The organism is Sphingobacterium sp. BN32, from assembly GCF_030503615.1.
Classification (GTDB): Bacteria; Bacteroidota; Bacteroidia; order Sphingobacteriales; family Sphingobacteriaceae; genus Sphingobacterium.
In genome coordinates, this window is record NZ_CP129963.1 from 3,520,759 (window position 1) to 3,533,495 (window position 12,737).

General features: G+C 42.5%; 12 protein-coding genes. All 12 read left to right on the plus strand.

What is annotated here, in order from left to right; genetic code table 11:
• Positions 1-50: 50 nt before the first annotated feature.
• The 12 genes from atpC (at position 51) to leuB (ending at position 12,717) form a co-directional block, all read left to right on the plus strand.
• Positions 51-299 carry an ATP synthase F1 subunit epsilon gene (gene atpC, locus QYC40_RS14880; RefSeq protein WP_149524926.1) on the plus strand — a complete coding sequence of 83 codons (249 nt, stop codon included), beginning with the start codon at positions 51-53 and terminating at the stop codon, positions 297-299.
• A gap of 377 nt (positions 300-676) precedes the next feature.
• On the plus strand, positions 677-1,567 hold the full coding sequence (locus QYC40_RS14885; RefSeq protein WP_301990914.1) for a branched-chain amino acid transaminase: 891 nt from the start codon (positions 677-679) through the stop codon (positions 1,565-1,567).
• Positions 1,551-3,251 (plus strand): dihydroxy-acid dehydratase, encoded by a 1,701-nt coding sequence (ilvD, locus tag QYC40_RS14890; RefSeq protein WP_301990915.1) that lies wholly within the window; start codon positions 1,551-1,553, stop codon positions 3,249-3,251. Before QYC40_RS14885 ends, ilvD begins: the two co-directional genes overlap by 17 nt.
• A 176-nt stretch (positions 3,252-3,427) precedes the next feature.
• Positions 3,428-5,170: a biosynthetic-type acetolactate synthase large subunit gene (gene ilvB, locus QYC40_RS14895; RefSeq protein WP_301990917.1), complete on the plus strand. Its 1,743-nt coding sequence runs from the start codon at positions 3,428-3,430 to the stop codon at positions 5,168-5,170.
• Position 5,171: 1 nt separating this feature from the next.
• The gene (gene ilvN, locus QYC40_RS14900; protein ID WP_260039555.1) at positions 5,172-5,762 is read left to right on the plus strand and encodes an acetolactate synthase small subunit; all 591 of its coding nucleotides are present in this window, start codon (positions 5,172-5,174) and stop codon (positions 5,760-5,762) included.
• Positions 5,763-5,774: 12 nt separating this feature from the next.
• Positions 5,775-6,245 carry a DinB family protein gene (locus QYC40_RS14905; RefSeq protein WP_301990919.1) on the plus strand — a complete coding sequence of 157 codons (471 nt, stop codon included), beginning with the start codon at positions 5,775-5,777 and terminating at the stop codon, positions 6,243-6,245.
• 36 nt (positions 6,246-6,281) lie between these two features.
• A complete protein-coding gene (gene ilvC / locus QYC40_RS14910; protein WP_149524920.1) occupies positions 6,282-7,763 on the plus strand; it encodes a ketol-acid reductoisomerase in 1,482 nt (493 codons plus the stop codon).
• A 96-nt stretch (positions 7,764-7,859) separates the two neighbouring features.
• The gene (gene leuC, locus QYC40_RS14915) at positions 7,860-9,257 is read left to right on the plus strand and encodes a 3-isopropylmalate dehydratase large subunit (RefSeq protein WP_301990920.1); all 1,398 of its coding nucleotides are present in this window, start codon (positions 7,860-7,862) and stop codon (positions 9,255-9,257) included.
• 18 nt (positions 9,258-9,275) lie between these two features.
• Positions 9,276-9,557 carry an antibiotic biosynthesis monooxygenase gene (locus QYC40_RS14920; RefSeq protein ID WP_301990922.1) on the plus strand — a complete coding sequence of 94 codons (282 nt, stop codon included), beginning with the start codon at positions 9,276-9,278 and terminating at the stop codon, positions 9,555-9,557.
• Between the two features lie 35 nt (positions 9,558-9,592).
• Positions 9,593-10,177 (plus strand): 3-isopropylmalate dehydratase small subunit, encoded by a 585-nt coding sequence (gene leuD, locus QYC40_RS14925; protein WP_301990923.1) that lies wholly within the window; start codon positions 9,593-9,595, stop codon positions 10,175-10,177.
• The gene (locus QYC40_RS14930; protein WP_301990925.1) at positions 10,177-11,640 is read left to right on the plus strand and encodes an ATP-binding cassette domain-containing protein; all 1,464 of its coding nucleotides are present in this window, start codon (positions 10,177-10,179) and stop codon (positions 11,638-11,640) included. The genes leuD and QYC40_RS14930 overlap by 1 nt, the downstream gene beginning before the upstream one ends.
• 3 nt (positions 11,641-11,643) lie before the next feature.
• A complete protein-coding gene (leuB, locus tag QYC40_RS14935; RefSeq protein ID WP_301990927.1) occupies positions 11,644-12,717 on the plus strand; it encodes a 3-isopropylmalate dehydrogenase in 1,074 nt (357 codons plus the stop codon).
• The last annotated feature ends 20 nt before the right edge of the window (positions 12,718-12,737 follow it).

A 12,737-nucleotide genomic window follows, 5' to 3' on the forward strand; every position in this document is an offset into this window, starting at 1 on the left:
GTTTTTCAAAGTCTAATATCTTATATCTCAAATCTCATATCTAAACAACAATGAATTTAACAATTATTACTCCAGACAAATTAGCTTACGAAGGTACAGTGACTGCTGTTACAGTTCCTGGATCTGCTGGTTCCTTTCAAATTTTGAAGGACCACGCTGCTATTGTGTCTACGCTAGATGATGGCAAAGTCATTATTAAAAATAATAATGATGAACAAGTCATTATTATTAAAGGTGGTGTGGTTGAAGTAAAGGACAACAAAATCATCATTTTAGCGGAAGGAATTGCCGGAGAATAGATAGATAAAAATAAAGATTTTGTAGCCCTTAAAACTTCAGGTTTTAAGGGCTATTTTTTTGCTCATTATTTACAAGAACATTTGCCGTTTTCGGGATTTCAGGAAGAATTTCGAGCGTTTTTGCAAAAATTGAAGAAATTAAAAAACATACCGATTTTAATTTTAGTCTACTAACCTCAAAACTAAAATATAATAAATATTAAATTACATAAAATATAATTTTGTTGATTTATATTTATCGAAATAATAAACTTAATGAAAATACTTTATTTGCCTATTGTAAGAAATTTTAAATCGGAGTAACTTACAAAGTGATTAAATCACAGTAAGTGTAAACCGGATAAATAGTTCGATTTAGGTAACAAAAAAAGAAGTGTATGCAGTACTATAATCAAGACACCCTAATCTACTTAAACAACCGCTTTGTCAAAGCGAGCAGCGCCGGTGTTGACTTATTCGGTCAATCGCTACATTATGGCTATGGCGCATTCGAGGGATTGCGCGCATATAGCACACATAACGGCACACGCATCTTTAAGGCAGAAGAACACTACGAGCGATTGAAGAAATCATGTGAGGCAATCGGATTGCCTTATACATGGAATAATCGTGAGCTTATTGAGAAGACGTATGAACTATTGGAGGTTAACAACCTACGTTCGGCATACATCCGCCCATTGATCTATTCGGGATCCAATATGCACTTGACCTCAGCAACCTCGGCAAACATCATGATTGCTGCTTGGGAATGGGGACCTTATTTAGGACAGAACCTATTAAAAGTAAACATCTCAAAGATCGAGCGTCCGAATCCCAAATCCTTTCCTGTCGGAGCGAAAGTATCCGGACAGTTTATCAACTCTATCCTAGCGACCAGCGATGCGATACAGCATGGTTTTGATGAGGCCTTATTGGTGGATCAGGAAGGCTTTGTCGCGCAAGCTTCGAGCGAGAACTTATTTATCGAGAAAGACTTTAAAATATACACCCCGCCATTGGGGAATATCTTCCCTGGGATTACACGCCAGACCGTTATTGATATCTGCAAAGGATTAAACTTTGATATCATCGAAAAGAGATTGTCTGTTCAAGACGTCTATGAAGCTGATAGCGCTTTCTTAAGTGGCACCGCAGCGGGCATTATAGGAATAAATCAAGTAGACCAAGTTGTTTATCCGGAAGCATGGGAAGACAGCATTGGCGCATCTATCCAACGAAAATATAAAAACTTAGTATTAGAGCAAGAGAATTATGAAGTCATCATCTGATAACGAAAAGGGAATCAACAAATACAGCAAGATCTTTACGCAAGATCAGACGCAACCAGCGGCGAAGGCTATGCTTTATGGTATCGGTTTGACCGATGCAGACATGGAGAAAGCACAAGTAGGTATTGCGAGTATGGGTTATGATGGGAACACCTGTAATATGCACCTGAATGATTTGGCGAAAGTCGTCAAAAAAGGAATTTGGGAGAGCGACTTGGTGGGCCTGACCTTTGGAACAATTGGAGTGAGTGACGGGATGAGCAATGGTACGGACGGAATGCGCTATTCACTCGTTTCCCGCGATGTTATTGCAGATAGCATCGAAACGATCTGTGGCGGTCAATACTATGATGGAGTTGTTGCCATTCCTGGCTGTGACAAGAATATGCCTGGTGCGATTATGGCGATGGGTCGCTTAAACCGTCCTGCAATTATGGTATACGGCGGTACAATTGCCCCTGGCCATTATAAGGGTGAGGAACTGAACATTGTATCCGCATTCGAAGCTTTAGGAAAAAAGGTTGCAGGTACGATTTCCGATGAGGATTATGATGGGGTGATCAGACACACCTGTCCGGGCGCAGGCGCTTGCGGCGGTATGTATACAGCGAATACCATGGCTTCAGCAATCGAAGCGATGGGTATGAGCTTACCTTACTCCTCTTCTAACCCAGCGACATCGAAAGAAAAACAAGAAGAATGTTTAGAAGTCGGAAAGTACATCCGCATTCTATTAGAAAAAGATATTAAACCTTCGGACATCATGACGCGCAAAGCTTTCGAGAATGCAATGCGTACGATTGTTATTCTAGGTGGTTCAACAAATGCGGTATTGCACTTTATCGCGATGGGTAAATCTGTAGGGGTCGATATCTCGCCGGATGATTTCCAACGCATGTCGGACGAGACACCGGTATTAGCGGATTTCAAACCCTCAGGAAAGTATCTGATGCAAGATTTACATCAGTACGGCGGTATCCCTGCAGTGCTTCGCTATTTATTGGATGAAGGTTTGTTACATGGCGACTGCTTGACTGTAACGGGTAAGACGATGGCGGAAAACTTAGCGGATGTGAAGTCTATTATGGACTACAATCAGCCTATCATCCAGCCATTGGCAAAACCTATCAAAGCAACGGGACACTTACAGATTCTATACGGCAACTTAGCAGAGTTAGGTTCTGTTGCGAAGATATCGGGTAAGGAAGGTGAGAAATTTACGGGTCCTGCACGCGTATTTGACGGAGAACACGATTTAGTGGCAGGTGTATCGACAGGCAGAATTAAGCCGGGCGATGTTATTGTCATCAAAAACGAAGGTCCTAAAGGGGCTCCCGGAATGCCGGAAATGTTGAAACCAACTTCGTTGATTATTGGCGCAGGCTTAGGCACATCCGTGGCATTGATTACTGACGGTCGCTTCTCTGGCGGAACACACGGATTCGTCGTTGGACATATCACACCTGAAGCATATGAAGGTGGATTGATTGGCCTGGTTCAGGATGATGACGTTATTGAAATCGACGCGGTAAACAATACAATTAACCTGAAAGTTTCGGACGAGGAAATCGCTAAACGCCGTGAAAATTGGACACAGCCAGCGCTGAAAGTAACGAAAGGCGTTTTATACAAATACGCGAAGACGGTAGCAAACGCTTCAGAGGGTTGTGTGACAGATATGTAATTAGATGTAAGATATTAGATCTGAGATATTATAGCGGGTTTTATCACTATAGGTAATCGAGGAACAATATACACATCAAGACAATAGAATTTGAACATTAAATTTTAATATACATTGGGCAAATAGACAAGCAAGCTGTCTTATCTGAAAGGGCCAATGTCTAAATTCAATAAATAATGAGTACACTTGAAAAAACGGAAACTTTGGAAGCTACTACTATTGCGGCAAATACACAGATCAGTGGTTCGCAAGCGGTTTTAGAGGCCTTAATCCACGAGGGGGTGGATACCGTATTCGGGTATCCGGGTGGTGCAATTATGCCAATTTATGATGCATTGTATGATTACAATGATAAATTGAAGCATATTTTGGTGCGTCACGAACAGGGTGGAATTCATGCTGCACAAGGATACGCACGAACATCAGGACGTGTGGGTGTGGCTTTTGCAACAAGCGGTCCGGGCGCTACAAACCTAGTTACAGGTTTGGCGGATGCGATGATTGATAGCAATCCAGTGGTCTGTGTTACAGGTCAGGTATTTGCTTCATTGCTAGGGACAGATGCATTCCAGGAAACTGACGTGATTAACATTACTACCCCGGTCACAAAGTGGAACTACCAGGTTACTGATGCTAATGAGATTCCAAGTGTACTAGCGAAAGCATTTTATATTGCTCGCACCGGACGTCCGGGGCCAGTATTAATTGATATTACCAAGAATGCGCAGTTGCAGCTTTTCGATTATGAAGGCTATGCTAAGTGCAATCATATCCGCTCTTACCGCCCTGCTCCTATTGTTCGTAAGGAATATGTAGAAGAAGCAGCGCGCGTAATCAATGCGGCAAAGAAACCATTCGTATTGTTTGGCCAGGGGGTTATCCTAGGTAAAGCCGAGGAGGAATTCCAGCGATTTATCGAAAAAAGCGGATTCCCTGCTGCGGCTACCGTGATGGGCTTAAGCGCCCTAGCAACTGACCACCCATTACATGTAGGAATGTTAGGGATGCATGGTAACTATGCGCCAAACGTGATGACGAATGAGTGCGACGTATTAATCGCTATCGGGATGCGTTTCGATGACCGTGTAACCGGTCGTTTAGACAAATATGCAAAACAGGCGAAAGTTATTCATTTAGATATCGACCCTGCGGAGATCGACAAGAATGTGAAAGCGGCAGTACCTGTTTGGGGGGACTGTAAAGAAACACTACCGATGTTGACTGCCTTATTAGACAAGGTGGATCATAGTGCGTGGTTACAGCAGTTCCGCGAGTTAGAAAAAGAGGAGATCAAGGAAGTAATCCAAGAAGAACTTAATCCAACAACTGATGTCATGACCATGGGCGAAGTTGTTCGTGAGCTTAATGAGTTAACGGGTGGTAATGCTGTTATTGTTACTGACGTTGGTCAGCATCAGATGGTAGCTTGTCGTTATGCGAAATACAACCTATCAAAATCGAGTGTTACTTCAGGAGGATTAGGAACAATGGGCTTCGGTTTGCCTGCAGCAATCGGTGCTTGGTATGGAGCTCCTGATCGTGATGTCATTGCGATCATCGGCGATGGCGGTATACAGATGACCATTCAAGAGCTTGGAACCATCATGCAGTTTGGTGCGAAAGTGAAGATCCTCATCTTAAACAATGAGTTTTTAGGAATGGTTCGCCAATGGCAGCAGTTGTTCCACGACAAACGTTATTCCTTTGTGAATATCACGAGCCCTGACTTTGTTGCTGTAGCGAAAGGATATTATATCGACGGAAACAAAGTAGCGGAGCGTCAGCACTTGAAATCAGCATTAAAGACAATGCTAGAGCATGATGGCTCTTACCTATTGGAAGTGATGGTGGGGAAAGAGAACAACGTATTCCCGATGGTTGCACAAGGAACGAGTGTTTCTGAAATCAGATTGAAGTAAAATGGAAAAGCAAGAATATACAATAACTGTTTACACGGAAAATACTATCGGGATGATCGGCCGTATCACCGGGATCTTCTCGCGCCGTAAAATCAATATCGAAAGTTTAAACACCTCCCCTTCTGAGGTGGAAAATATACACCGCTTCACGATTCTAATTACAGAATCGGAAGAGGTTGTTCGCAAGCTATGCCGCCAGATTGAAAAACAAGTGGAAGTATTGAAAGCTTATTTCAATACGAACGATGAGTTAATCTGGCAAGAACAGGCTTTATATAAGGTTCCGGCAGATGTAATTGCTGAGAAAGCTTATGTTGAGCGTCTATTACGTCAATACGGTGCTAACGTTGTTGTTATCCGTAATGACTACATCGTATTCGAAACAGCAGGACATCGTGAAGAGATCGACCGCCTAACGGAAGAACTTGGCAAGTATAAGCTTATCGAATTTGTGCGTGGCGCTCGTATCGCTATCATTAAAGATAGCGCAGGCTTCCACAAGAAACTTAAGCAGTTCGAACGCGAAGAGCCGGCTCCGGAAATCGTTGAAAACGAGTTCTTGGATCAACGTGATGATGTATTTACTATGTAAGTTGGGATGCAGATGGAAAATGTATTTAAATTCATATTCGAGAGTCGTCGTGCTTTCATCAAATTAATCGAAGAACTTAGCCTAGAACAATTGAACGAAGTGCCTGCGGGTTTTAATAATAATATCATATGGAACTTCGGACATATCGTTGTCAGCGCACAGACGCTGAGCTATACACGCACGGGTATTAAAGAAGGTGTAAGCTGGGTAAAGTATGTGGATGCTTATGCAAAAGGCACGAAGCCCTCTTACTTTGTGGAGCAAGCAGAAGTCGACGAATTGAAGGCATTAGCCCTATCGACTATCGAGGATATCGAAAATGATTACAAGGAAGGCGTATTCGATATTATTACAGCGTATGATACTGCTACCTATGGTGCGACGATGAATAACATCGAAGATGTATTAACGACCTCTATCGGTCATGACAATCTGCATTTTGGATATGCAGTAGCACAAAAACGTATAATCAACAATCAATAATCAATCTAAAAAGAAAATATTTTAAACAGTACAGCAATGGCAAATTATTTCAACACATTACCTCTTAGAGAGCAGTTAAACCAATTAGGTGTAGCAGAGTTTATGGATTCTTCGGAATTCAATGATGGCGTAAATGCTTTAAAAGGTAAAAAGATCGTAATCGTAGGATGTGGTGCTCAAGGCTTAAACCAAGGTTTAAACCTAAGAGATAGTGGTTTAGATGTATCTTATGCTTTACGTAAAGAAGCTATTGAACAAAAAAGAGATTCTTGGAAAAATGCAACGGATAACAACTTCAACGTAGGAACTTACGAGGAGCTTATCCCTACTGCTGACTTAGTAATCAACTTAACTCCAGATAAACAACATACCTCCGTAATCAATGCTGTAATGCCATTGATGAAAGAAGGAGCTACCTTATCTTATTCGCACGGTTTCAATATCGTAGAAGAAGGTATGCAGATCCGTAAGGATATTACCGTTATCATGGTTGCACCAAAATGTCCAGGCTCTGAGGTTCGCGCAGAATACTTGAGAGGATTCGGAGTACCGACGCTAATTGCTGTTCACCCGGAGAATGATCCGCAAGGAAAAGGCTGGGCAGAAGCAAAAGCCTACTGTGTTGGAACAGGTGGCCACCGCGCGGGAGTCTTGAAATCATCTTTCGTAGCGGAAGTAAAATCAGACTTAATGGGCGAGCAAACTATCCTTTGTGGTTTATTGCAAACAGGCTCTATCCTTTCTTTCGACAAAATGGTCGAAAAAGGAATCGACGCTGGCTATGCAGCTAAACTTGTTCAATACGGTGTGGAAGTAATCACAGAAGCATTAAAGCATGGTGGTGTAAGCGGTATGTTCGATCGCTTGAGCAATCCGGCGAAAGTGAAAGCTTTCCAATTATCGGAGGAATTGAAAGACATTATGCGTCCGTTATTCCAAAAGCACCAAGACGATATTATGTCAGGTCACTTCAGTAAAACGATGATGGAAGACTGGGCGAATGGCGATGCTAACCTATTGAAATGGAGAGCAGAAACTGGAGAGACCGCATTTGAAAAAACTGCCGCTGGCGATGTTAAAATCGACGAGCAAGAATACTTTGACAACTACTTATTGATGTCTGCTTTTGTTCGTGCGGGAGTTGAATTAGCATTCGAAACGATGGTAGACGCGGGTATCAAACCAGAATCGGCATACTACGAATCATTACACGAGACGCCATTGATCGCAAATACTATTGCTCGTAAGAAATTATTCGAGATGAACCGTGTTATCTCCGATACGGCAGAATACGGTTGTTACCTATTCGATCAGGCATGTAAACCGTTATTGAAGGATTTCATGAGCAAAATCGACACGGATGTTGTTGGTAAAAACTACAACGAAGGCAAAGACGGATCGGTAGACAATATTACATTGGTTCAGGTTAATGAGCAATTACGTAATCACGAGGTTGAAGTAGTGGGTAGAAAATTGCGTAAAGCGATGACTGCCATGAAAGCTATTAAAACTATTTAAATTTTTCGTAAATTAGATAGCTTTCAATGGGGTAAAATTAATAATCTCATAATTTTACCCCATTTACAATTAAAACCAAACAGTTCAATAAAAGAAATGGGAAAAACATTAGTAGAAAAAATTTGGGATGCACATGTCGTCAAGCGTGCTGAAGGGTTTCCAGATATGTTATATATCGATACCCATCTAATCCATGAAGTGACCTCTCCGCAGGCGTTCGATGGATTACGCAAAAGAGGACTACCGGTATTCAGACCTCAACAAACGGTAGCCACCGCTGACCATAATGTGCCTACATTAGATCAGCACCTTCCGATAAAAGAAGAGCTATCTCGCTATCAGGTAGATATGCTTACAAAAAACTGTAAAGAATTCGGCATTGAACTATACGGCTTAGGCCACCCTTACCAGGGGATTGTCCATGTTATAGGTCCTGAATTAGGTATTACACTTCCCGGAAAAACAATGGTGTGTGGGGATAGCCATACTTCAACACATGGTGCTTTCGGCGCTATTGCATTTGGTATTGGTACTTCACAGGTTGAGCAGGTATTTGCTACACAATGTTTATTGCAACAAAAACCAAAGACCATGAAGATCGAGGTCAATGGTGAATTAGGCAATGGAGTCGGTGCGAAGGATATCATCCTTTACATTATTTCGAAGATCTCCGCTGCTGGTGGAACAGGATATTTTGTTGAATACGCAGGTTCAGCGATTCGCTCTTTAAGTATGGAAGGCCGAATGACGATCTGTAATATGAGTATCGAAATGGGTGCTCGTGGTGGTTTAATCGCACCTGATGAAACGACGTTCGAATATATCAAGGGCAGAGAATTTGCTCCAAAAGGCGAAGAATGGGATAAAGCATTGGCTTATTGGAAAACACTATACTCAGACGAAGATGCACAATTCGATGAAGTATTAACATTTGATGCTGCAGATATACAACCGATGATTACTTACGGTACTAACCCGGGTATGGGGATCGGCATTACGGAACATATCCCAACCACAGATTCTCAACCTGAGAATGAGCGTCCGTCGTATCAGAAAGCGCTAGATTACATGGGATTTCATGATGGCGATTCTGTAATCGGCAAACCTGTTGATTATGTCTTTATTGGAAGCTGTACAAACTCTCGTATCGAAGATCTACGTCAGGTCGCTGCCTTCGTTCAGGGCAAAAAGAAAGCCGACAATGTAGAAGTTTGGATTGTTCCAGGATCGAAACAAGTAGAAGCACAGGCAAAAGAGGAAGGTATCGACAAGGTATTTGAAGCCGCAGGCTTCATGCTTCGTGAGCCTGGATGTTCTGCATGTCTGGGCATGAACGAAGACAAGATTCCAGCAGGTAAATACTGTGTTTCGACTTCTAACAGAAACTTCGAAGGACGTCAGGGGCCAAATGCTCGTACGATGTTAGTAAGCCCATTGACTGCAGCAGCGGCGGCAGTGACTGGCAAAATTGTAGACGTAAGAGAATTGGTATAACAACGAGGATTTCCGTCTATGGTATTGGAGGTTGCCATCCTACAGATTAAGCCCGGTCTTTCTAACGAATTTGAGAAGGCTTTTCAACAAGCAGAAGCAATCATTCAGTCCATTGATGGATATATAAACCATGAATTAAGAAAATGTATAGAGCATGATCATCAATATATCTTGCTTGTCAATTGGAAAACCCTAGAAGATCATACGATTGGATTCAGACAATCAGAAGTATATCAGGATTGGAAAAAGCTGTTACATCACTTTTACGATCCTTTTCCTAAGGTCGAACATTACATTTAATTCTAACATTCCTCGAAAGCATAATTAATAAAGAGATGAAAAAATTTGAAAAACTATCCTCTCGTGTAGTCCCTCTACCGATAGAAAACATAGATACCGATCAGATCATCCCGGCGCGTTTCTTAAAAGCGACAACACGCGAAGGCTTCGGTAATAACTTATTCCGTGACTGGCGATTCGACAGTTACGATCAACCGAAGGTTGACTTCGTGATGAACAACCCTACCTACACCGGAAAGATTCTTGTTGCTGGAAAGAACTTCGGATGTGGTTCCTCCCGTGAGCATGCTGCATGGGCTATACAGGATTACGGATTTGATGTAGTTGTCAGCTCGTTCTTCGCGGATATTTTCAAAGGAAATGCCTTGAACAATGGCGTATTGCCTATCACAGTTTCAGAGGAATTCCTAGAGAAAATCTTCGACAAGGTGTTTGTTAATCCGGATACCGAGCTTGTTGTCGATTTAGAGGCACAAACACTAAGGATTGCCGAAACAGGCGATCAATTCACCTTTGAAATTAATCCTTACAAGAAATCATGCTTAATCAATGGTTATGATGATATCGACTTCATCTTAAGCCATAAAGCAGAAATAGAAAACTTCGAAGCAGCTAGATAATGGCAGTAACGGTCCATATTCGAGACTTTTCACTCGCATACGGAAGGCATTCCGTTTTGCAGGATTTGTCATGGACCATTGCAAACGGCGAACAGATTGTATTAGCTGGTAAATCCGGCTCGGGCAAGACTAGCTTAGCGAAAGCCATAGCTGGGCTTATCAAAGGAACTGGACAGGTGGAAATCAACTACGACCTGTCCAGCTCTCTAGCTCAAAAAACAGTATACATCGCCAATTGGTATCAGTTTACCAATCTTGAAGGCGACCGTAATTTCTACTACCAACAGCGCTATAATCGTCATCAAGGGCATGATACACTGACGGTGCATGCAGAATTAATGCACTTCGCCGAAAAAGAAGGTCTAAGTTTTTCTGATATCCAAGAAAAAATAAAAGCTTTCGGATTCGATAATGTTCAGCAATCGCAATTGATTGAGTTATCAAGCGGAGAGCACAAGAAGCTACAATTAGTTAAAGGACTTTGGCAGAAACCGCAGTTGCTCATCATCGATGAACCTTACACCGGCCTTGACACCAGTTCTCGCGCGGTACTAAACGAATGGCTTGACGAATTAATCGCTGAGGGCGTTCAGTTGCTATTGATTACCAATGACAAGCAATTGCCTCAGGGTATCAATTCCATCGTACAGCTTGTAGATGGCCGTATTGAAAAAGCAGATAGCCTAGACGATGTATTGCAAGACGCGCAACGCATAAAGAAACCATTGCCCAACTTCCTGAAAGCTATCCCTGAGACCCCGTATTCGCATATTGCGGAGTTAAAAGACGTCGTCATCCGATATGGTGAAAAGGAAGTCTTGAAAAAGGTTTCCTGGTCTGTCAAAGTAGGCGAAAAATGGTTATTACAAGGACCGAATGGCTCCGGAAAGTCAACTCTATTGAGCTTGATCAATGGCGACCACCCGCAATCTTACGGTTTATCCATATCGCTATTCGGCAATCCTCGGGGATCTGGCGAAAGTATTTGGGACATCAAAGAGAAGATCGGCATGATCTCGCCCGAGATGCACTGGTATTTTGATCAGCAGGCGACCGTATGGCATACCCTAGCTTCTGGATTCTACGATAGCATCGGATGGTTTATCGATGTGAAGTTTCAGGAGAAAAAACAAATTGAAGAACTCATGGATTTCTTTGATCTTACCGAACATAAAGATCAATTGCTCCATACGCTTCCCCTCGGGAAGCAGCGACTGGCCATGCTGGCCAGAAGCATTATCAAAAATCCGCCCCTCTTGGTGCTGGATGAGCCTTGTCAGGGATTAGACACCACACAGGCCAAGTATTTTAACGATGTAGTCGACGAGCTTTGCCAATACGGCAAAACGTTAATCTATGTTGGCCATTATGAAAGCCAACTGCCCAACTGCATCGAACATAGAATTGTATTAGAGCGTGGCGAAGTAAAAGCCATTGAACATAAAGTAGAAAACGTTTTATAGTATATGAGAAAGAACATTCTTATTATTCCGGGAGATGGAATTGGACAAGAAGTAACGACTTGGGGAAAACAAGTATTAGAAGCAATTGCAGAAAAATACGGCCATGAGTTCGTTTTTGACGAAGCGATTATGGGTCATACAGCCATTGAAGCTACCGGAAATCCACTGCCAGACGAGACATTAGAAAAAGCGAAATCCTCAGATGCTATTCTTTTCGGTGCTATTGGACATGCAAAATATGACAACGACCCTTCGGCAAAGGTACGCCCGGAGCAGGGACTATTGAAAATACGTAAAGAATTGGGCTTATATGCTAACCTTCGCCCGATCCTATTATTCGATGAGCTATTGGATGCTTCCAGCCTAAAGCCTGAGGTTTTACGTGGAACAGATATCCTTTTCTTCCGCGAATTAACTGGCGATGTGTACTTCGGCGAAAAAAACCGCAACGAGGACAACACTTTCGCATCTGATTTAATGAACTATCATCGCTATGAAGTAGAGCGCATTGCGCGTAAAGCTTTTGAAGCAGCGAGAACACGTAGCAAAAAACTATGCTCCGTTGATAAAGCCAATGTATTAGAAACATCCAGACTATGGCGCGAAGTGGTACAAGAGCTTGCTCAAGAGTACAGCGACGTAGAAACAGAGCACATGTTCATTGATAATGCAGCAATGCAGTTAGTGAAAAATCCTAAGAAATTCGACGTTGTGCTTACAGCGAACCTTTTCGGGGATATCCTCACCGACGAAGCGTCGCAGATCGCCGGCTCTATGGGTATGCTAGCTTCAGCATCGATGGGCGATGGTACTGGATTTTTCGAACCTATCCACGGCTCAGCACATGATATCGCAGGACAGAACAAAGCTAACCCATTAGCCTCTATCCTATCCGCAGCATTGATGTTGGACATCGCTTTCGGATTACAGGAAGAAGCAAAAACAGTAACGCAAGCCGTTGCTGACACGTTGAAAGCTGGCTGGAGAACAGGCGATATCGCCAATGCAGAAACTCCTGCCGACAAAATATTAGGCACCAATGAAATGGGCACTAAAGTATTAGAATTCATCAAGTAAATAAACCAAGGAATAAACAT

Coding starts and splice junctions, on each gene's coding strand:
- ilvN (WP_260039555.1), top strand. CDS start 5,172: ATGGAAAAGCAAGAATATACAATAACTGTTTACACGGAAAATACTATC.
- ilvB (WP_301990917.1), top strand. CDS start 3,428: ATGAGTACACTTGAAAAAACGGAAACTTTGGAAGCTACTACTATTGCG.
- QYC40_RS14885 (WP_301990914.1), top strand. CDS start 677: ATGCAGTACTATAATCAAGACACCCTAATCTACTTAAACAACCGCTTT.
- ilvC (WP_149524920.1), top strand. CDS start 6,282: ATGGCAAATTATTTCAACACATTACCTCTTAGAGAGCAGTTAAACCAA.
- leuD (WP_301990923.1), top strand. CDS start 9,593: ATGAAAAAATTTGAAAAACTATCCTCTCGTGTAGTCCCTCTACCGATA.
- QYC40_RS14920 (WP_301990922.1), top strand. CDS start 9,276: ATGGTATTGGAGGTTGCCATCCTACAGATTAAGCCCGGTCTTTCTAAC.
- atpC (WP_149524926.1), top strand. CDS start 51: ATGAATTTAACAATTATTACTCCAGACAAATTAGCTTACGAAGGTACA.
- leuB (WP_301990927.1), top strand. CDS start 11,644: ATGAGAAAGAACATTCTTATTATTCCGGGAGATGGAATTGGACAAGAA.
- ilvD (WP_301990915.1), top strand. CDS start 1,551: ATGAAGTCATCATCTGATAACGAAAAGGGAATCAACAAATACAGCAAG.
- QYC40_RS14905 (WP_301990919.1), top strand. CDS start 5,775: ATGGAAAATGTATTTAAATTCATATTCGAGAGTCGTCGTGCTTTCATC.
- leuC (WP_301990920.1), top strand. CDS start 7,860: ATGGGAAAAACATTAGTAGAAAAAATTTGGGATGCACATGTCGTCAAG.
- QYC40_RS14930 (WP_301990925.1), top strand. CDS start 10,177: ATGGCAGTAACGGTCCATATTCGAGACTTTTCACTCGCATACGGAAGG.